This window comes from Bradyrhizobium sp. USDA 4341, from assembly GCF_054063755.1.
Window position 1 is genome coordinate 6,928,970 of the sequence record NZ_JBSSGO010000002.1, and the last position, 21,427, is coordinate 6,950,396.

Here is a 21,427-nt window from a genome sequence, read left to right on the forward strand (position 1 = left end):
TGGAGTTTCACATCGCCGCCTCGCACGCCTCAGGCTTTGACCAGGTCCCCCAGCAGGTTCGCCGCCACCGTCAGCTTGGCGAGCGTCAGGCCGCTGGCCGCGATCTCCTCGACCGAGCGGCGGATGCGCGCCGCTTCGGGGTGGGCCGCGAGCCAGGTCTCGACAGCCTGCTGGCCGGACTGCCCGGTTGCCAGCATATCCGCGGCCAGTCTTCTTTCGGCGCCAGCGATCTGCTCAACGGCGCGATCGATCGCCATGCGTTCGAAATAATCGTTTGCCGGCACGCTGCGCGCGGCGGCGACGATGCGGTCGAGGCGGAAATTCGCTTCGGCGGCGAAGAAGGTCGCGGCGGCGTCGCCGATGGGGCGGGCGGTACGCTCGGCGACCGTCACGATATCGGGTGCCGAGACCAGAGCGTCGAGATCGGCGAGCTCGCCGGCGAGGCCGGCCGGGACACCGGCATCGGTCAGGTCCTGCCGACGCTTGGCACGTGCGGCCTGCAAGTCCGGCGGCAGCGCGGTGTCGAGCCCGGCGACGATCTGGCGGATAGCCGGGCCGAAGCGCGCGACGACGGCCTCCAGCCCGTCCCTGAAATCGACATTGCGTACGTACCAGACCATGCGGGAGAGCAGGAGGTCCTGGACAGAAGCGTAGAGGGACAGCTGCACCCGCCCGTCGATGCAGGTATCGAGTGCATCGATCGCGTCACTGAGCCACTTGAGCCCGTAGCATTCATCCACTGCCACATAGGCCATGACGATGGTCGGGATATCGGCGTCCGTCTCGTCGATCAGACGCACGACACAGGCCGGGCCGCCGCGGTTGATCACCGCATTGGCGAGGCTGGTCGCGATGATCTCCCGCCGCAGGCGATGGGATTCGACCGCTCTCGGGTATTTGTCCTGAACCTCGCGCGGAAAATACTGTGATAGTTCCCGGGCAAGATAGGGATCATCCGGCACGCTGGTGACGAGCAGGTCATCGTAAAGCGTCAGCTTGGCGTAGGCGAGCAGCACGGCAAGCTCGGGCCGTGCGAGGGACTGGCCGCGCCGTGTGCGCTCGGTGAGCGCTGCGTCGTCGGGCAGGAACTCCACCGCGCGGCTGAGCAAATCGCGCTGCTCGAGCGACTGCATCAGGCGCGTGAGGAAGCCGGTCTCGGCCACGCCCTTGCGTTCGGCGAGCGAGAGCGCCAGCGACTGCAGATAGTTGTTGCGCAGCACCAGCGTGCCGACCTCGTCGGTCATCGCGGCCAGCAGGCTGTTGCGGTCAGCGGGGCTGAGCCGTCCCTCGCGCTCGAGCCGCGCCAGCGCGATCTTGATATTGACCTCGACGTCGGACGTGTTCACGCCGGCCGAGTTGTCGATGGCGTCGGTGTTGAGCTTGACGCCCTTCTGCGCCGCCTCGATGCGGCCGCGTTGGGTGACGCCGAGATTGGCGCCTTCGCCGATCACCCGGGCCCGCACGTCGCCGCCCGTGATGCGGATTGGATCGTTGGCGCGGTCACCGGCCTGATCGTCGCTTTCCGCGGCAGAGCGGACATAAGTGCCGATGCCGCCAAACCACAGGAGATCCGCGCGCGCCTTCAGGATTGCCGTCATCACCTCGAAAGGCGTCGCTTGCGGCTTGTCGAGATCGAGCAGGGCGCGTACCTCCGGAGCGAGCGGGATCGCCTTGAGCTGGCGCGAGAACACGCCGCCGCCCGCCGAGATCAGCGACTTGTTGTAGTCCTGCCAGCTCGATCGCGGTAGGTCGAACAGACGCTTGCGCTCGGCGAGGCTGATCGCGGGATCAGGCGAGGGATCGATGAAGATGTCGCGGTGATCGAAAGCCGCCACAAGCTTTGTCGCCGGCGAGAGCAGCATGCCATTGCCGAAAACGTCGCCGGACATGTCACCCACGCCGACCGCGGTGAACGGCATGGTCTGAATGTCGGTGCCGAGCTCGCGGAAGTGGCGCTTGACCGCTTCCCAGGCGCCGCGCGCCGTGATCCCCATCTTCTTGTGGTCGTAGCCCTGGCTGCCGCCGGAAGCGAAGGCATCGCCGAGCCAATGGTTTTTCTCGGCCGAGATCGCGTTGGCGATGTCGGAGAAGGTGGCGGTGCCCTTGTCGGCGGCGACAACGAGGTAGGGGTCGTCGCCGTCATGGCGCACGGTGGATTCGGGCGGCACGACGATGTCGCCGTCGAGATTGTCGGTGAGCTCCAGCAGCGAGCGAACGAAGATGCGATAGGCTTCGGTGCCTTCCGCGAGCCAGGCGTCGCGATTGGAAGGCGGCGGCAGGCGCTTGGGCACGAAGCCCCCCTTGGCGCCGACCGGCACGATCACGGCGTTCTTGACCTGCTGCGCTTTCACGAGGCCGAGGATCTCGGTGCGGAAATCCTGCGGCCGGTCGGACCAGCGCAAGCCACCGCGCGCAACCTTGCCGAAGCGCAGGTGAATACCTTCGACACGAGGTGAATAGACGAAGATCTCGTAGAGAGGTCGTGGAGCCGGCAGGTCGTCGATCCGGCGCGCGTCGAACTTGAAGGAGATCACCGGACGCGGATGTCCATCCTCGCCGATCTGCCACAGATTGGTGCGAATCGTCGCCTGCACCAGGTTGGTGAAACGGCGCAGGATGCGGTCCTCGTCCAGCGAGGCGACGGATTTGAGTTGCTCCTCGACCTCGGCAAGCAGGGCCGTCTCGCGTGCCGAGCGCTCGGCATCCGTGGAGGCGAGGCGTGGATCGAGGCGGGTCTGGAACAGCGCGACGAGGCTGGCCGTGATCGCGGCGTTCTTGCGCAAGGTTTCCCACATATAATCCTGGGTGAACGGCGCGCGGATCTGGTGCAGGTAGCGGGACAGTGCCCGGATGGTCGAGACTTCCCGCCAGCCCAGGGCGGTGCGCAGGATCAGGCCGTTGTATCCGTCGGATTCGGCGTGATCGCGGACCACCGCCATGATCGAGGCTTCAAGGCGATGGCTGAATTCCGGGCTGATCGTGATCGGCTGGCCGTCGCTGGTCTCGATCGTCATCTCGTGGAGCCAAACCGGCGGGGGCGCCGGCGTGGCGCGCGCCGCGATCTGATACGTGCGTTCGTTGACCACGCGCAGGCCGTGATTTTCGATCACGGGCACGCGGTAGGACAGCGACAGGGGCGCGTCGTGCGAGAACACCCTCAGTCTGAAGCGCTTGGGATCGGCCTCGCTTTCGTCACGATGAACCGAAATCGCCACGGGGTGGGCTGGCGTGAGCTTTTCAATGGTGGCGATATCGGTGATCGCTTGTTCCGCGCTGAACACCTCGGTATAGCCACCGCTAAACGCCTGGGCATATCGGTTGGTGAGCATGCGTGCCCGCATGCCGTCGGTGGAGGCAGTGAGCGCGGCCTTCAGCTTGTCGGCCCACGTCGCGGCAATGGCGCTGATCCCGGCTTCGAGCGTGGCGCGTTCGACGACGGGAGTTTTGCCGTCATAGCGCCCGATGATGTAGTGGACGCGCACAAGCGCCCCTTCAGGGAATGAAACGTAGGAGGCCGACAGCGTCCCCTTGTAGATCTGCGACAGGAAGGCACCGACGCGGGTGCGGACGTTCGTGTCGTATTTGTCGCGCGGAATGAAGGTGAGGATGGAGACGAAGCGATCGAACTTGTCCACCCGCGCCAGCGCGCGGACGCGCGGACGCTCGTAGAGGATCAGGATCTCCATGATGAAATTGTAGAGCGTGTCGACGTCGACCTGGAACAGTTCGTCACGCGGATATTCTTCGAGAATATGCATAAGCGCCTTGCCCGAATGGCTGTTCGGGTCGAAGCCGGCGCGTTGCAGCGCGCGCGTCACCTTGTGGCGGACATAAGGGATCTGGCGTGCGGAGCGGGTATAGGCGCCCGAGGTGAACAGGCCGACCACCCGCAATTCGCCCTCCAGCCGGCCGTCGGGCGTATAGAGCTTGATGCCGACATAATCCATGCGAATGCGACGATGAACGCGGCTGGAGACGTTGGCCTTGATGACGATGAGCAGGGTGGGGTCGTGCATGAACTCGCGTATTTCCGACGTCATCACCACCATTTCGCTACCGCGGCGCAGCACCTTCGCATCCGGATCGCGGAGGACGCCGAGGCCTTTGCCGGTCGTGATGTCGTCGGATGCATCGCTGTCGGGCGAGAAGCGATATTCGCGCACGCCGAGGAAGGTGAAATTGTCCGCGCACAGCCATTGCAGGAACTGGTTGGCCTCGGCGACCTCGTCGATCGGCAGCGGCGGGGGATTGGAAGTGAAGGTCTTGATCGCGTCCTCGACCCGGTCGCGCATGGCACGCCAGTCGGTGACGCAGGCGCGGACGTCGTTCAACGTCCTGGTGAGGCCGTCGATCAGCTTCTGGCGATCCGCATCGGCGTCCAGGCGGGTGATGTGGAGGTGAATCAAGCTTTCCCGCGTGCCGTTTACTCCCGCCGGCAACGCTTCGCCGTGGAAGCGCAGGAGCTTGCCTTGGCTATCGCGCTCCACCGCCAGGATCGGGTGAGCGACGAGGGTGACTTCGATGCCTTGCTCGGCCAGCTCAGCCGTCGTGGAATCGAACAGGAAGGGCATGTTGTCGTTGAGAATCTCGAGCACGGAAATCTCGCGCCCGTCCGGCATCATCGGATTGACGACACGGATATCGGCGCTGCCGGCCGTACGCTGCTGCACATGCTCCCAGGCTTGTTCCGCCAGGAAGGCCAGCGATAGCGCATCGTGATTGGCGAGGTCCTCGACATTGGTGTAGCCGAACAGAAGTTCGGCAAAGCTCCGGGGCGCCTTGCCCGGCTGCACGCTTCCCGCTGCATCGCGGATCAGGGTTGAACGGGCCTTATCGTCACGCCAAGCCATAATGTCCTCCATTTGCCGCGCCGTCCGATCGCGTTCGCGATCATCAGCTTGATTCTGGAGTGCATCGCTTCGAGCGCCACAGCCTTGACCGCGATCGAGTGCGTACGCGAAATCCCCGGTCTCAAAGTTGCGACAACTCCCGACGACAATACTCCGATCCCAAAGCTATCCAAGGCGCATGCTGTCGGGAGAAGTATTGAGATGCCCTGCTGCAGCGCGTGAGGCCGAAGCCGGCGCTGGCGGCTGACGGATCATGGGGTCAGACAAAATCACAAGCAATTTCAATTGTGTATGAGTTCGCAATTGTATTCCGGGGCGGAGCGCCAGCCCACCCCGGACATGCTGCAGGGTCGCAACGAGGTCGGCGCGTGCTTACGCTGCGACAAGGACTGGTTGCGCCGGCCGCCGGGTGATCGTCAGTGACAGCACGGCCGCGACGATGCCGGTTAAGCCTGCGATCATGAAGGCCTGCAGATAATCGCCCTGGGCCGAGCGCATGAAGCCGGCAAAAAACGCGGCGCAGGCGGCGCCGAGCTGATGGCCTGCGACCACCCAGCCGAACACCAGCGGTGCGTTCTTGTCGCCGAACGCCTCGTTGGCGATGCGCACGGTCGGCGGCACGGTCGCGATCCAGTCGAGACCATAGAACACCGCGAACACCGACAGGCTGACCAGCGAGAAATCCGAGTAGGGCAGGTAGATCAGCGACAGGCCGCGCAGTCCGTAATAGAAGAACAGCAACTTGCGCGGATCGAAGCGGTCGGTGAGCCAGCCCGAGAGCGTGGTGCCGAACAGGTCGAAGAATCCCATCAGCGCGAGCAGGCTCGCCGCCTGCACCTCGACGATGCCATGGTCGCCGCAGAACGCGATCAGATGGGTGCCGACTAGACCATTGGTGGTGAAGCCGCAGATGAAGAAGGTGGCGAACAGGAACCAGAACGCCCGCGTCTTCGCCGCGCGCGCCAGGTTGCTGAATGCGGCGGTGAACGGGTTGCCCTGCGCCGGCGGCGCGGCATGATCCTCGTGCCGGCTGCCGAACGAGCGCAGGCCGACCGACGCCGGCCGCTCCGGCACCAGGAAATACACCAGCGGAATCAGCGCCGCGCAGCACGCGGCCACCGTCAGCACCACCGGCTTCCAGCCGCCCCATTCCACCAGCGCCGCGAGGCCCGGCATGAAGATCAGCGTGCCGGTCGCGGTCGACGCCGTCAGCAGCCCCATGACGAGGCCGCGATTGGTGGTGAACCAGCGATTGACGATGGTGGCGCCGAGCACATTGGCGACCGCGCCCGAGCCGATGCCGGAGAGCAGTCCCCAGCTCATGAACAATTGCCACGGCGCGGTCATGAAATAGCTAGCGCCGGTCGAGGCCGACATCAGCACGAGCGCGCCCAGCACCGTGCGGCGGATGCCGAAGCGCTGCATCACGGCCGCCGCGAACGGGCCCGCGAGGCCATAGAGGAAGATGCCGACCGCGGCCGACGAAGAGATCACGCCGACATCCCAGCCGAAGGCCTTTTGCAGGGGCAGCATCAGCACGCCCGGCGTTGAACGCAGGCCGGCTGACGCGAGCAGCGCGAGGAAGATCACGGCGACGACGACGAAGGCGTAGTTCTGGCCGAACGGCCGTCTCGACACGGGGGCGGGTTGAATGGAGGCATCGGGCATGTTACTTACCGGTACGTATTGCGATGCGGCATGTATACGTACCGGTCAGTAACACTGTCAAGCGTGCCGTGTGTAAAATCGGGAGGGAGCCGTCATGAAGAAAGCCGTCGAGCTGTCTGCGGAGCGTCCGGTCCGCGCCGCCGACCGGATACGCGCGTCCGCGGCCGAGCTGTTCTATCGCGAGGGCATCCGCGCCGTCGGCGTCGACGAGGTGGTCGACCGCGCCGGCGTCACCAAGCCGAGCCTCTATCGCAGCTTCGCATCCAAGGACGATCTCGCCGCCGCCTATATGCGTGACTACGAGCTGGACTTCTGGGCGAGGTTCGAGAAGCCCGGCGGAAAATCCTATCATGATGCGCGCGAGCACGTGCTCGCCTACATTCGTGAGCTGTCGACGCGCGCCGTGCGCAAGGGCTATCGCGGCTGCGGCCTCAGCAATGCGACCGTGGAATATCCGGCGCGGGACAATCCCGCGCGGCAGGTCGCCGAAGCGCACAAGAAGCTGTTTCGCAAGCGCCTGCGCGAGCTCGCAGCCAGCATGGGCGCGCGTCACCCGGCCGTACTCGGCGACGCCCTGCTGCTGCTGATCGAAGGCATCTACGTCACCGGCCAGCAGTCGGAGGAGGGACCGGCGCAGTCGGCGCTCGCGGTGGCGAAGCTCGTGATCGATGCGAGCGTGGCGAAGGCGTGAGGGAGACGAAGGCCCGATGCTGCAAAAGCTGGCGACGCAGCAACGATCACGCCGGGACGACGATATGGTCCGGCGCAATACCCGCCCGGTGACGCTCATACATCGCGGTGTAGGCGGCCTCGATATCCCGGGTGAAACGCTTGGTATCGAACAACGGTGCCGTTAGCCGATTGGCCGCCAGCCTGGTTCTGAGCGCCGCGAGCCTCGAAGGATGGGTCGCAAGATCGACCGCCATGCGCTCGTAAGCCTCCGGCGATTCCGCAACAAGCTCGGGCAGGCCGACCGCATGGAGCAAGCTGGCCGCGACCCGACCGGAAAACGTGTCACCGAGAATGGTCAGCACCGGCAGGCCGGCCCATAACGCATCGCTGGCGGTCGTATGGGCGTTGCAGGGAATGTTGTCGAGGAACAGGCCGGCGAGGCGATGGCGTGCGAGGTGGTCGCGCATCGACACGCGTGGTGCGAACACAAGGCGCTCCGCAGCGACGCCGCGCGCGACCGCCTCCTTGCGCAGATTTGCGGCAGCGTGGGCGTTGCCTTCGAGCAGCCACAACATGCTGCCCTCGACGTGGCCGAGAATCCTCATCCACCGATCGAACATGTCAGGTGTGATCTTGTAGTTGTTGTTGAAGCAACAAAACACGAAGCCCGTCGGTGCCAGCCCGACGTCGCCGCGCGTGAACACACGATCGGCAATGACGCGTTTGTCGTCGTTGGCCTGATAGCTGTTGAGCAGGGCGACCACCTTTTCGCTGTAGAATTCGCGATGGTGATCCGGGATCACGTTACGATCGGCGATGATGTAGTCGATGAACGGGGCACCGAGTGTTCCCGGGTAACCCAGATAATTGACCTGGATAGGGGCAGGCCGGCGGCCAAGGACCCTGGTGCGGGATTCCCCGGTAAAGCCCTTCAAATCAACCAGGATATCGATTTCGAATCGTCTGATCAGGTCGGCGACCTCATCGTCGCTCATGTCCCGGACGTCGACAAATCGATCGAACGATGCCTCCAGCCGTCGACGCATCTCCGGGTCGTTGTTGGGCGACCATGAGATTGCCACCGTCTCGAATTTCGACCGGTCGTGGCACTCGAACATCCCTGCCATCAAATGCGATGTCGCGTGGTTGCAAAAATCCGACGAGAAATAGCCGATCCGAATTCGATCGTGATCGTAGCGCTCACCCCGCCAGCGCTGGCTTTCAGACGGCGGGTGATTCTTCGCGGTCCATCGCGTGGCGCATAGCAGTTGGTCGGCGGCCGATGAAGGAACGCCAAACAACAGGAATGGCGGCGGAATCGCGTTCCGATTCCTGATCGATTCGATGAATTGGTCGCACTCGGCGTCAAAGTCGACCCAGTCGCAAATGTGAGATTTGGCGTGCAGACGATCGCCTTCGATGTCGGCCTGGTCCAGCTTGAGTGCGACGGCCTTGTCATAGGCAGCGAGTGCCTCGTCGTAGCGTGCCAGAAAGGCCAGAGCCCTGCCTCGGTTGGCGTGAGTAGCCGCATCGTCGCCCTTGTGCTGGATCGCCTTGTCGATGCTGGCGAGCGCCGCCTCATGATGCTTGAGCTTGAACAGCGCCGTGCCGCGGTTGTTGTAGGCCTCGGCATAATCGGGTTGCAGCGCGATCGCTTGGTCGAAACTTGCAATTGCCTCTTCGAGACGATCCAGTTTGATCAGCACGTTGCCGCGGTTGTAACACGCGCCGGCAATTCCCGGCGCCCGGTCGTAGCTCGCGAGCGCATCATCGAACCTTTCGAGGTCATTGAGCACGTTGCCACGATCGTTGTGTGCACCGGCATCGTTGGGCTTGAGCGCAATCGCCCGGTCCAGACTCGCCAGGGCCTCCTCGAGCCGCTCCAGCTTCCTCAGTGCGGCGCCCCTGTTCCGATAGGCATGCGCATGGTCAGGCACGAGCGCGATCACGCGATCGTAGCTTGCGAGCGCCTCCTCGTGGCGTCCAAGCTCCGCGAGCGTAAGTCCGCGATTGTAGAGCGCCGGCGCAAGGTTTTGCTTGAGCGCGGTTGCCCTGTCGAAGCTCGCGAGCGCTTCGTCGAGGCGACGCAAGCCGCGCAGCGCGTTGCCGAGGTTGTTGTGCGCGTCCGCGACGTTGCCGTTGAGCCAGATCGCTCGCCGGATCAGGTCAACGCCGCGCTCGCTGCGGCCGGTCTGCGCGGAAATCAGGCCTAACAGATGCAGCGCATTGAAGTCGTTTGGCTGCTGCCGGAGAATGTCTTCGTAGATCTTCTCTGCTGCCGCCAACTGCCCCCGCTGATGCAGCGCGACAGCCTGCCCGAAGGCGAGCTGCAAGGCGGTCGAATTGGATTTTTGAGGTTTACCTGTATCGGGCATCCAACTTCTTCAAACGCTCGAGGTCCGATCCGGGTTTCCAAAAGCAGCTGCAACAAGCGAGTCAATAGCTTGAGGTCTTGGCCCTTATGCTACCAGACATGTCGGATGCCCCGCGATGGATCGCCCGTCTATGAAAGGTTGAAAAACTGGCAGATCGCTCTCGATTGCGCAACGGCTTCAAGGAACAATTCTAGGAATAGTCAACGCGGAGACAGGTAGGGAAGAGACATCAGGCGGCCAGCGCGCGCCGTCCGCGAAAGCCAATCACTTCATCCCCTCCAGAAGCCGCGCTTCACCCAATAGCGCCTGAACCTGCCTTCGCTCGGCGATCGTTCGCTGCGGGAGCCGGAGGATGTTCGGCCGCAAATCGCAACCGGTGAGCCCGCAATTGCAGGCGACGGGACGCCGACACGATTTCGGAGTATTGGAAAACCGGTGGCGAAGCTGCTGATCGATGCGAGAGTGGCGAAGGCGTGGATGCGGTGTCTCCGTCCGCCATTTAACCAAGCGGAGCGCGCGATTGGTAAACCCCACCCCCATATAGGTAGACTTGAGATTTTAAGTCTGTTACCCCACGCCAAACTGGTGTGGACCAAGCGCATGTGGAAGCCGCTATTCGCCTGCCTGATGACGTTTCTCGTCGCTCTTCCGATGTCTGGCGTCTCCGCGGAGGCGCCGAAAGCGCTCGACGTTGCGCGGAGCAATATCGTCGCCGCGCCTCGCGGCGAGCGGTTGCTGATGCTTCTGAACCTGCAGCCGGATCGGGACAAGCTGCGCGCTCTGTCCGCAGATGATGTCAATTCGACCTTGGTCGAAACGGGAAAGCGCTACGTCTCCGAGCTGTTGAACGACGAGCGCTATCGGAGTTTTTCGACCGTCGAGGTCATCTTCGCGCTCGTGACAAGCATGGACGAATACGCGCGCCCCAATTACGGGGGAATGGTCAGGATTGGAACGGTGTCCTTCAAGTGGGAAGGGACCGATATCAGCGTCACCGCGACCAACCTCGACCCGAAGACCCTCCGCTAATTCAATCTCAAAGGAACGGTTAATTGGCGGAGCTCCCATCCAGAGGTTTGCGCTCACGTACGGCGCGGACGGTCATCGTTCTGCTGGTCGCCGCGGTCGCAGGCGTCGCTGTCGTCGGTCCGCGCGTCTACCCAAAACTGCGCTACTACGTGGGCATCCTGAAGGCGATGCCAGGGGAGCAGTTGAGACAGTCTGCCGTACTCGCCAACCTCCAGGCCGAGCATGCGAAGCAGGTCTCCGAACTGGCCGCCATTCAGGCAGCGCAGCTAAAGCAAAGCGCGGAGATCAAGGACGAGATCTCGGACCTTCGCGAACGTCTCTCAGATTTGAAGACGGATACCGCAGACTCCGCGTCATCGAATTCCATCCAGGCAAGCGCGTATCAGCTCGGTGAATGGGCATTTTTGAACGACATCGATGTCTATCAAAAGGCCGGCCTCATCGAAGTCTACGGCGGCACGCTGACGCAAAAGCGTACCGGGCCGATCGCCGTGAAATCCGCGGTCCTGACCACGAACGCGCGCAAGTCGTGGCTGGCCTGGTCGCCGGACAGCAGCCCTGCGATCAACGCCAAGCAGATCGAGGTCGAACTCGACAGCGATGCCATCCGGGCCGGAACGCTCACGGTCGGACTGATCCTCGATGATTACACATTCACCGGATGGTCGCTGCGTCTCGGTCCGGATATGCCGCCGGATGCCGCCCTCAAGCCGGCAGATGTTCCGTCCGATCTCGCCGGACCTGTCGAGAAGGCCGGCCCTCTCAAGCAGCTTCGGGGCGCCGGCAACGGCCGCTACGTCGCTACCTTGCCGAAATCGGTGAGAACGGCACTCGCCGATACGTCGGGACACAGCGTCAGGTCGTGGGTCGTTATTCTGGATGGCGCCGGGCCAGGCGAACTTGCCATTCGACGCCTCGCCTTGACCGCATCGGATGCCACGGGATCCGACACCGCGCCCTCGACTATCTCCGGAAAGGTCGTTGGTGGATTGGCCACTGCGGGGCAGCGCATCGAACTCGTCCTTGAAGACAATCAGACGCGATCGACCGAGCTTGGGCTCGATGGAAGTTTTGCATTTTCGGATGTCCCGACGCGCCTCGCGGCATCGTTGCGGTATCAGTTCGAAGATGAGGACTATTATGCGTCGCTCGGACGCTGGTTTCGCCCGCTGGCTGGCGCCATGGTGGTGGATGTTCCGGTCCGCCCGGAGTTCGACAATCCCGGCCGCAAGGAACCGAACGCCGCGGAGACGGACATCAAGTCCGAATTCGACGCCGACGACCAGAAAAATCTGACCACCTTCCGATACGCAAAGCATCGCCGCACGACATGGCCGGGCGGTCCAGGATTTCCCCGCGAGTTTGCCGGCCGGGCCTTCGCCAACAATTTCGGACACCTCGACCGCGATCGCGCATTGGATAACCGCGACCGCTGCATCCGCATTGGCGCAGTCGGCGGAAGCACCTTCGTCGCATTGCAGGTTAAGGCCTACGAGAAATTCAACGTGGTGCTCGAAGGTGAACTCGGACGGCGCCTCGGTCGCTGCGTCGAGGTCATTTCCGCCGGGCGCGACAATGGCGATCTTGCGGCCAACTACCGTGTCATCCGCGACTACATCATGAAGTTCCACCCGGACGTCGTGCTCATCGAGCAGATGAGCGGGCTTGCGACCCAGATGAATCCCAGAATGCTGAAGAGCACGCTCGGATGGAGCTACGAGCACAACGTGCTCGACGACTTTGATCTCGGCGCCAATGGCGCGTTGACGTTTCGGCCATGGGATCCGAGCTGGGCGCTGGACGCCGTCGCCCCGACCAACGAGCAGCTGATCAAAGGCCTCGGCATCTTCGAGAGTTTCAGCGTTCCCTATTCGGATTTTGCGCCGGAGGCCAAGGCATCGTTCGATCTGTTCGGGGCCATCGCAAAGAAGCTGAAGAGCGATTATCCCGGCACGCGCTTCGTCCTGGCGACCGGTCATGATCAGGCCGTCTGCCATGGCAGCAATAATTGCGACGGAACGTTCGCGATGCCGGATGGCCGCACCGTCCGAAAGGGAACCGCGCAATTGCTCGAGAACTTCGCCATGCTTTGCGAGCAGGCGTCGATCGATTGCGTGCAGCCCCCGGTTCCGGTGGCGGAAGAGAACCTGACGTATCACCACGATGCCCATTACTCGGTTCGCGGACATCAGTGGCTGGCGCGCCATTTCGCGGACCAGCTCGCCGCGATGCTTTCCAGGCCGGCTTCCGGAATCACAAAATGATGCGTCGGGCGCTGGCAATTGGCCTTGTCTTGATCGCCGCCGGCACATCAGCGTTTGCCGCGGACATCCGCCCGCTGCCTTACCCGTTCGGCAACATGATCACGTTCTCAAGCGACGTCGACTATCAGACGCCGTGGCAGGGACATTCGATCCACCGATACCTCAACGAAGAGCTCGGGCTTCCCATCACCGACAGCTTCTGGATCAGCAGCTCCACCGGTGGCGACAACGTCAGCGCGCTGTTCAAATCCTACATCGGCCTGAGCACGCAGCCGTCGCGTGTCGGGCAGCATTCGGTTTTTGGCTTGCTGCTTCGGCAATGGCATCGCGGCAACATCGATACGATCCATTCATGGGCCGACGACATGCTGCCGCAGTTCCGGCGCGTTTTGCCGGAGCCGTTGCCGCTCTCGGCCGGCGGAATCTCGCTGGACCTGAAAGGGGCCGGCGAGTGGATGCGCGCGTTCGAAGTGGTTGGCGGCAAGGACGCGCGCGGCTACCAGCAATTGCGGCTGATCTTCGACCGGGATCCGCCGGCCGACCTGGTCGTCGAGGCGCAATTCGCCGACGGCGCAACTGATGTGTTTCCTGGTGAAATCACCGCACGCCTCCGGATGAGCGCAGGCAAGCCGCCGTCCGCCGGTCCCACCTCGGTCACCGTCGTCTTGAATGAACCCTGGCCGATCGGCGTCATGCCGGCGCGCGACGGCCCGTTTCCGGCTTTGACCGGGCTGCGCATCAAGTCGGGTTCGTGCGGCGCTTCCTGTGCCGTCAACCTGGTCGCGATCGAGCGCGACAATTTCAGCCGATGGTCGGTGCTGGCCGAGAAGAACACGATCGATCTTCTCAACATCCGCCCCTCATCGTTGACCTCGCATGGCGGCTTGACCTATCACCCGTCATTCGAGGGACCAGGGCCGCACTACAAGCCGGACTACAAGCTTGGCGCCGACGTCCGGCAGGAATCGACAGGGCTGGCGGGAGCGGCGGGCACGCACGGCTATTACGCCGATATCCTGAAGCAGACGGGATTCCGCAGCGTCACATCGATCTGGAACGGTGACCAGAGCGAGACGTGGTCGTTCCATAGAGGTGTCGCACCGCTCGCTTCGGTCTTTCCGGGATTCTACGCGCTCGCGAAGAGCCACGTCAGCTTCGGCGATGTGACCAACGAAACGATTGACGCATCGAAAGCCGCGCTCGTGAAACTTGAACCCCGGCTCGAGGACTTCGATCTCAAGGCCTATGTCTGCACGGTGAGCATCTATTGTCGCGAAGCGTCACAGGGATCCACTGCGGGCGGCCAGATCGCGCTTGGCCGGCATCTCATTGCAAAGGGCGCCTCGGTTCAGCACCATTGGTATACCCATTTCGGCACCGTCCGTTTCGACCCGACTTTCACGGCGACATCCGAAGCGCCGTTCCCTCCGGTGACCATGGAGGAGTTTCGGAAGCTCGCAGATGACTACTACAACCCGACCGGTGAACTGCCGGAAGCAAAACGCGTCTGGGTGCCCCCGAGCGCCGTCTGGTCGAACTACCGGATCGTGCATTCCCAGATCGCGCAGCACGTCTCGGTGAACCCGGACACGTCCGCGGTCGACATCGCATCCTTCGTGGACCCGGTCCTGCACGAGAAGTTGCCGGACCCGAACGCCGGCACACGCGATCTGCACGGCATTACGATCTACGTCCCGAACGCCGATCGCGCGACCGTCTCCATCGACGGCAAGCCGATCGCGTCTTTCACGCGAAACCCCGCGGACGCGACCGGCCGGGAGAGCGTCACGATCGTCGACGACAACACCCCGACCACGTTCTTCAACAGGCTGCCGTTGGAAAAACTGGGCGAAACGCGTGTCACGGGCGGAACGTACCAATGGCAGGCGTCGGCCGGTCAGGTTTCCGAGGCGCCGCCCGCCTATGCGAAGCTCACCGCGGCGTCGCGCGAAGCCTCGCTCGCATTCGCGCCGAGCGACCTGCAGCTTTTCAACATCACGCACCTGTCCTGGTCCTACCGGATCCGCAGGGACGACGGCAGGATTGCGAAAGCAAAGCTGGCATTAGTCTGGCATACCGAAACGGGTGCGGTTGTTTCGGTCGCCGAAGGTGCCGGCACCCGGCCGCCGGATGGCGCCGACACCGGGCGTTGGACCAGGCCGTTCGAGCGGGACGGCAGATGGCACGCGGTGACCGTCGCGCAGCACGATTTTCTCTGGAAGGCCGGCTTCGACAAGTGGCGCGTTCTGCCGCTGGCGCTTGGAAAAATCCGCTCTGTCGAGATCAAGCTGGTCGACGCGGAGCCGGGAGACATCCTCGAGATCGGCGCCATGCAGGGGTTGCGGCCGACCGGCAACGCGGTTGCCGCAGATCGAAGCCTGCTGATTGCGGGGCAGGTCGTTGCCCCGTCAGGTCGGCCGCAGCAGGGCGTCGCGATCACGCTCCGCGATGAGGATGGATCGACGCGCACCACGGCGACGGATGCGGGCGGCTACTACGTCCTTGGCAAGGTCAAGCGGGATTCCATCGTTTCGGTGAGCGCACGGACCGCATTCGGTCCGTGCTCTCCCAGGCGCGGTGCCGAGCTCGAGCTCCGGCAGGACGAGGCCGAGCTCGATTTCGATCTCTCCGCTTGCACGAAGAAAGAAAGCATTAGCGCCTTGCGGTAGCCGGGCCATCCCAGCAGGAAGCGCAGCCCGCTCTCCCTTGCCAGGCCACGCTAGCCGGCTCAGGACCAGCGTCGAAACACGAGGCTGGCGTTGACGCCGCCAAATCCAAAACCGTTCGAGATCGCGTGTTCGATTTCCATCGGCCGCGCGACGTTCGCGACCAGGTCGATGCCCTGCGCGGCGGGATCGGCGTTCTCCAGGTTGAGGGTGGGCGGCGCCACCTGATCGCGCAGCGCCAGGATCGTGAAGATCGCCTCGACGCCGCCGGCAGCGCCCAGCAGATGTCCCGTCGCCGACTTGGTCGCGCTGACGGCAACGCGCCCCTGGCGCCCGAACACGCGCTTGATAGCCTCGATTTCGCTGAGATCGCCGACCGGCGTCGATGTCGAATGCGCGTTGAGATGCTGGATCTCGCCGGGCCGCAAGCCGGCCTGCCGCAGCGCCGCCTCCATCGCGCGCCGGGCGCCGTCGCCGTCTTCGGGGCCCGCGGTGATGTGATAGGCGTCCGCCGTCGTGCCGTAGCCGACGAGCTCGGCGATCGGCTGCGCGCCGCGCCGCAGCGCGTGGTCGAGCCCCTCGATGACGAGCACGCCCGCGCCTTCGCCCATCACAAAACCGTCGCGGTCGCGGTCGAACGGCCGCGAGGCCCGGGCCGGCGTGTCGTTGAACGACGTCGAAAGCGCCCGCGCCGCCGCAAAGCCGCCGAGGCTCACCGGATCGATGCAGGCCTCCGTGCCGCCGCAGATCGCAATGTCGGCCTCATTGGACCTGATCAGGCGCGCGCCGTCGCCGATCGCCTGCACGCCCGCAGCGCAAGCGGTCACCGGCGCGCCGATCGGACCCTTGAAGCCGTATCGGATGCTGATGTGCCCGGCCGCGAGATTGGCCAGGAAGGAGGGAACGGTGAACGGCGACAGCCGGCGCAGGCCGCTCGTCTCCGCGGTGCGCACGGCGTCCGCGATCGCGGGAAACCCGCCGATGCCGGATGCGATCACGGTCGCGGTGCGCTCCTGCGCAAGCGCCTCGGCCGGCATCCAGCCGGCCTGCGCCACGGCCTCCGCCGCGGCCAGCAGCGCGAACAGGATGAACCGGTCCATCTTCTTCTGGTCCTTGCGCGGCGCCGCGGAATCGGGATCGAAACCGCCCTCTGCATCCGCGGCCTTGTCAGGGACCTGTCCTGCGACGCGCCCCGGCAGCGCCGCCGCCCACGCCGGCAATGCGCCAAGCCCGGAACGGCCCGCCAGCAGCCTCGACCAGACCAGTTCGGTGCCACAGCCCAGCGGCGACACCGTCCCTAGGCCTGTTACGACAATTCGACGCATGGTGCTCCTGTCGTGCCCGTGGTGCGAACCGGCATGGCCGGGATTCGCAGCTGCCCGGGCGTCGGGTCGTTATATGATGCGTATCATCTATTGACTCGACCGGCCGTACGTCAAGGTGTTGACTTCCGTCTCATGCTGCCTTCGTCGAGCGGTTAGGACGCGGCCCTTTCAGGGCTGAAACACGGGTTTGATCCCGCTAGGGAGCGCTAGAGATTTCTCGGCATACTCTTCTTGCGGTTGAGTTTGCGATTCCCCATGTTTTGTGGCTATTCAGCCAACTTGCGACGTCGATGGAGCGACCTCGGGAGGCCGCGCGCCCATGAACACATTGTTTGATAACGCTATTCAGTCCATCCAGCTCGGGATCGAGGATTACGAACACAACGACCCGAAGCGGGCGCTCTCGGCCGTCCGGAATTTCTATGCCGGCACGCTGCTGCTGGCCAAAGAAGTCCTGGTCCGTGCGGCGCCGAAAGCTGACATGAAGGCGATCATCGGCTCCAGATTCGTCCCTGTCCCGGATGGCAAGGGCGGCGTGACCTATGAGGCGAGCAACAAGACCGTTGATTTCACTGAAGTCGGCGATCGCTTCAAAGCGTTCGGCCTCAAAATCGACAAGGCCGCCTTGGCGGACCTGAACAAGATCCGGAACGATATGGAGCATTACTACACTAACGCAAGTGGCAAGAAGGTTCGTGAGGCGGTTGCACGCGCTTTCCCGGTCATTGTCGAACTGTTCAAGCAGTTGCACGAAGCGCCTTCAAAGCACCTCGGCAAATGCTGGGAGACCATGCTTGAGGTGAAGGCCGTCTATGACCAGGAGCTCGCCGAATGTCAGGCGAGCTTCGACAAGGTCGACTGGAAGTCGGGCGCAATGGCGAGCGCTGAACGGGTTTGCCCGAAATGCGACTCGCGCCTGATCCATCAGAAGAAGCCGAACAACGCAGTGCACGAAAACGTTGACGCGACATGCCGCCAATGTGGCGAGGATATCGATGCACAAGAAGTGATCGAAGCCGCGCTCAAGAATCACTTTGCCGGTGAGGACTATATCGCCATGACTGACGGTGGCGAACAGTCGCTGGCTACCTGCCCTGAGTGTAGCTGCGAGACGTATGTGATGAGCGAGGATGAGAACGGCTGCGCTTGGTGCCAGTTCGAACTCGATAAATGCCAGCGGTGCTTTACGCCGCTTACGCCAAACAATGTCTCTTGGGATTCGCACCGGTTCTGCGGCTATTGCGATCACGTGATGTCGAAGGACGACTGACGTCAGGACGCTGCGATCCTTTCCACCATGGCTCACAAGTGATGTCTGTATCAATCATCGCCGGGGCCGGCGCAGACGGTCCGTGCCGCATCGCGTGAACGACTATACGCACGAGCCGAGCTTATAGCTTTGGTCCCGTGAACTGCTGGGCATCGTGGGCTCTAACTTCGTCCTCTATCTGGGCGACAAATTCGTCTAGTTGCGCTTCTTCGAATACCTCGGGGCTGTTTGGCGCTTGGCTCAGTATCTTCTTCGCCACCTCATAAGCAGCGTTTAGACGGGGATCGGAAGGCGCCCCCACGAAGAAATGCGGCTTGAAAGCTTCTGTCTTGCCATCGGCGACGACGGCGGCAAGGTGTCCGAGCCACTCCCGAGCTTTTCCCTTGATGCTATCCGCCTCGGCCAGGTCGAACGAGATTGGCTCATAGACGTGCCATTGTCCGTTCTTCCAAGCGTGCTTGAATGTCACGTCATCTAGGGTGCCGGCGATTACCTTTTCGTGCAGTTTTGTCGCCAAGTTTCGTTCTTCGAGCTTGGCCAGCACTGGGCGCCATATTTCGTCATCAGTCCGGCGGTGCGACGCCTTGTGGTCATAACGAGCCACAAATTGATTATAGAGACGGTCGAAGGTCTCCTGAGTGTTTCCTGTAAGGCCGCCTCCGACGGGGGACCATTGCAGCGAACTGTCATCGTGAGGCACCGCCTCTTGGGCAATTGCCATCACGGAATCGTGCGACTTGAATAGACCCGCCGTGGACTTGCGCTTGGCGATCTTCTGAAAACCACGTCTGACGCTAGCCATGGCCGAATTGAACGCGGCGCGGTCCAAATCGGGGAAGACGCCACGAAGGCGGCCCATCGTGTTTCTGGTCTTCGCGATGACCAGACCTTCGGAGGGTACGTACATGACAACACCGACGTTGATGAACTCAGCCGTCAGCACGTCATGAACGTAGCGAAGGATTACGAAGCCGTATTGCTGCTTGTCCTTCATGATAGTACCCGTCGAATTTCCGTTATACACGCGTCGATGTTGTCTCGAGCATCTCGAATGAGCGTCAGCGCGGCATCTACGTCGGCCGCTACGTGAGCCCACTCGGGTGGAATCGCTGCTCGGTACTCGATCAGCCGATCATCGGCAAGGGCACTCCAACGTTGCCGAACTGGGACGAAATCCAAAGCAGAACGTTTCAAATCGGCTAGGAAAATATGACTTCCCTTCGTCTCCAACCAGTTAAGCCCTCCCGGTACCCAGCAGGGCTATCGCATGTGGCCGAGGAGTTCGAAGAGGAATGCATCGTTCCATCCGGCGCGCTTGAGCTTGCCGCGCAGGGAGACTGTCGTGTCCGGGTGGGCTTGGGCGACGTTGAGAGCCAGACGCCTGAGCACGGCCAGGTTGGCCGGTCCGTTGCCCTTGCGATTGCGGGCAAGGTCCTCGTCGAGGGTGACGTCGAGCGGCCAGTGCAGGCGATTTTCGATGCCCCAATGAGCACGGACGATGCGCAGGACCTCTTTGCGGCTGTAGGGGCGGCTCATCAGGAAGTAGCGCTCGACCGTGTCGTCCTGTCCCCGCTTGCTGGTGATGCGGGCGACAGCTTTGAGGCCCGGAAAGTCGTACTTCTTGGCCATGCCAGGAACCGATGCGACCAGCGCCACACGCTTCTCGTTGCGTCCATGTTCCGCATCGATGGTGGTCAGCGAGGTCTTGCCCTTGCGTTTGACGGCGCGGATTGCGGCTTTGGCATCCTCCAACAGAGCGGGCTGGTTCGCCTTCACCGCCAGCACGTAGTCACCGCCCCGTGCCACAATCGCTTCGGCCATCCCGCGGTGGCAATGCAGGGCATCGGCCGTGACCACGCAGCCCTTGAGTTGCAGAAGCGCAAGCAACTGCAGGGCACCGTCGGCTTCGTTGTTGTTCGGCGCCAGCACATTGGCGAGCGCCATGCGCGTCTGCTCCGCCCAGGCGGTCACCATCACCGGCGGCATGTGGCTCCTGCCGCGTTCGTAACCCCGCCGCAACGCCTTGCCGTCGAGCGCGATTACCCCGCGCGGCCGCTTGATCTTCGCGCCTTGCGCAAAGGCCGTCATAAAACGCCGGAACGCGACCTCGAACGCCTTCGGATCGAGCATCCGGAATACCCGGCTGAACGTGTCGTGGCTCGGCAGGCCATTCTTGAGCTCCAGCACATCCTGCCAAAGATAGGCCTTCATCCGGGCAAACAGCGCCATGTCGGTGCAACTCGTCGCCCCGCACAGCGTCGCCATCAGTGCGATGAACAAGATCTCGGTCAGGTCATGCAGCGCGTTGTCGGCCCGCGGGTCGGGCAAATCTTCAAAGCACTCGGCAAATCGTTGCATCGGCCGCTCCCTCTAGATCAGGAGCGACCTTCAGAATCTCTTTCTCCCGATTTGGCAACTACTTGCAGCCGCGCACGTGCGATTCCCCTGCGGTACCCAGGGAGGTCTCCACCCTAGTACAACTCGATGGGCGAAGGCCAGTTCATGGTCGATAATCCGGATGTCCTCGCCCCGAACAAGACAATTAGGGTTAGTGGCACGGCGATCCGGATTTTGGATAATCGCATCAAAGGCGAAAATGGCGGTTGCCGTGCTGTGCATCGCCTCCTTGACCCTTGTATCGGGGGTCCAAGTCGAAAAGCCGCCCGTCATCAACGTAGAGCCGAAGGCTATGGGGCTGCTTGCCACCACCCGTGCCCGCAGCGGCGCGGCTGGGATGATGTCGCTCCAGCCGGCTGGGATGTCGATAAGCGTGGGTTCCGGCACTGGCAAGCCGAGGTCACCGGCTAAGCACGCCCCGACAATTTCCCGCGCCAGATGGGTTTCGCGTTGGTCACAGAAGTCTGAGAACTTGGCGACTACGGAGACGATCGACCCGTCCGGCTTCTCGCAATTCACCAGGAGTGGGCAAGTGCGACCGGCACCCATTTGACGCACGAACTCCAAAGCAACCACTGCTTCCCAGCATCCAGATTTCCCCCTCCCCCAAGCCGTGATCATGGCCGATAGACGCGAGAGGAGTCCACCCAGGACGGATCACTGGTTGTACTAACGTCTAACGTCCATGCGGGACACCTCCCAGCGCACAAAGCTTCCGTCGTGGACCATTCAGCCATGACATGAACGCGCAAGGTCCTAAGGCGGAGATAGGCTAATTGACGCCTCACCCTATTGGGCATGGCCGCCCTTCTGAATGCGGCACGCGATTCCTCGCAGCGCTCCGGCGCTGGTTTAGAACACGTCTCCCGGGTGCTCTACGCGGCATACGACAACGCGGAGACAACGGGGGA

General features: G+C 63.0%; 12 protein-coding genes. 5 read left to right on the top strand and 7 right to left on the bottom strand.

Annotated features, from left to right (window positions below):
- Positions 1-29: 29 nt before the first annotated feature.
- Both ACVIGB_RS38860 and ACVIGB_RS38865 read right to left on the bottom strand, forming a co-directional pair.
- Positions 30-4,862 carry an NAD-glutamate dehydrogenase gene (locus ACVIGB_RS38860; protein ID WP_456718718.1) on the bottom strand — a complete coding sequence of 1,611 codons (4,833 nt, stop codon included), beginning with the start codon at positions 4,860-4,862 and terminating at the stop codon, positions 30-32.
- Positions 4,863-5,222: 360 nt separating this feature from the next.
- Positions 5,223-6,518, bottom strand: coding sequence for an MFS transporter (locus ACVIGB_RS38865; protein ID WP_456718717.1), 1,296 nt, complete (start codon positions 6,516-6,518; stop codon positions 5,223-5,225).
- 94 nt (positions 6,519-6,612) lie between these two features.
- Between ACVIGB_RS38865 and ACVIGB_RS38870 the strand changes: the two genes are divergently transcribed.
- Positions 6,613-7,209, top strand: a complete 597-nt coding sequence (locus ACVIGB_RS38870; protein ID WP_456718716.1) for a TetR/AcrR family transcriptional regulator — start codon at positions 6,613-6,615, stop codon at positions 7,207-7,209.
- Positions 7,210-7,255: 46 nt separating this feature from the next.
- Here the strand turns inward: ACVIGB_RS38870 and ACVIGB_RS38875 are convergent, their stop codons facing one another.
- Entirely contained in the window at positions 7,256-9,565 is a 2,310-nt protein-coding gene (locus ACVIGB_RS38875) for a tetratricopeptide repeat protein (RefSeq protein ID WP_456718715.1), read from the bottom strand.
- A gap of 435 nt (positions 9,566-10,000) precedes the next feature.
- Between ACVIGB_RS38875 and ACVIGB_RS38880 the strand changes: the two genes are divergently transcribed.
- From ACVIGB_RS38880 to ACVIGB_RS38890, 3 genes are read left to right on the top strand one after another with little or no spacing between them, the layout of a single operon-like run.
- A complete protein-coding gene (locus ACVIGB_RS38880; RefSeq protein ID WP_456718714.1) occupies positions 10,001-10,594 on the top strand; it encodes a hypothetical protein in 594 nt (197 codons plus the stop codon).
- Between the two features lie 23 nt (positions 10,595-10,617).
- On the top strand, positions 10,618-12,858 hold the full coding sequence (locus ACVIGB_RS38885; RefSeq protein ID WP_456718713.1) for a hypothetical protein: 2,241 nt from the start codon (positions 10,618-10,620) through the stop codon (positions 12,856-12,858).
- On the top strand, positions 12,855-15,527 hold the full coding sequence (locus ACVIGB_RS38890) for a carboxypeptidase-like regulatory domain-containing protein (RefSeq protein WP_456718712.1): 2,673 nt from the start codon (positions 12,855-12,857) through the stop codon (positions 15,525-15,527). The genes ACVIGB_RS38885 and ACVIGB_RS38890 overlap by 4 nt, the downstream gene beginning before the upstream one ends.
- A gap of 59 nt (positions 15,528-15,586) precedes the next feature.
- Here ACVIGB_RS38890 and fabF read toward each other — a convergent pair whose 3' ends face one another.
- The gene (gene fabF / locus ACVIGB_RS38895; RefSeq protein WP_456718711.1) at positions 15,587-16,849 is read right to left on the bottom strand and encodes a beta-ketoacyl-ACP synthase II; all 1,263 of its coding nucleotides are present in this window, start codon (positions 16,847-16,849) and stop codon (positions 15,587-15,589) included.
- 319 nt (positions 16,850-17,168) lie between these two features.
- On the opposite strand from fabF, the gene ACVIGB_RS38900 reads away from it, so the two are divergent.
- Positions 17,169-18,119 carry a hypothetical protein gene (locus ACVIGB_RS38900; protein WP_456718710.1) on the top strand — a complete coding sequence of 317 codons (951 nt, stop codon included), beginning with the start codon at positions 17,169-17,171 and terminating at the stop codon, positions 18,117-18,119.
- 121 nt (positions 18,120-18,240) lie between these two features.
- Here ACVIGB_RS38900 and ACVIGB_RS38905 read toward each other — a convergent pair whose 3' ends face one another.
- The 3 genes from ACVIGB_RS38905 to ACVIGB_RS38915 all read right to left on the bottom strand — a co-directional run bounded on the left by ACVIGB_RS38905 (position 18,241) and on the right by ACVIGB_RS38915 (position 21,137).
- Entirely contained in the window at positions 18,241-19,113 is an 873-nt protein-coding gene (locus tag ACVIGB_RS38905) for a DUF3037 domain-containing protein (protein WP_456718709.1), read from the bottom strand.
- A 266-nt stretch (positions 19,114-19,379) separates the two neighbouring features.
- Complete coding sequence (locus tag ACVIGB_RS38910; RefSeq protein ID WP_456718630.1) at positions 19,380-20,477, bottom strand: ISAs1 family transposase; 1,098 nt, start codon at positions 20,475-20,477, stop codon at positions 19,380-19,382.
- Between the two features lie 30 nt (positions 20,478-20,507).
- Entirely contained in the window at positions 20,508-21,137 is a 630-nt protein-coding gene (locus tag ACVIGB_RS38915) for a HipA family kinase (protein ID WP_456718708.1), read from the bottom strand.
- Between the last annotated feature and the right edge of the window lie 290 nt (positions 21,138-21,427).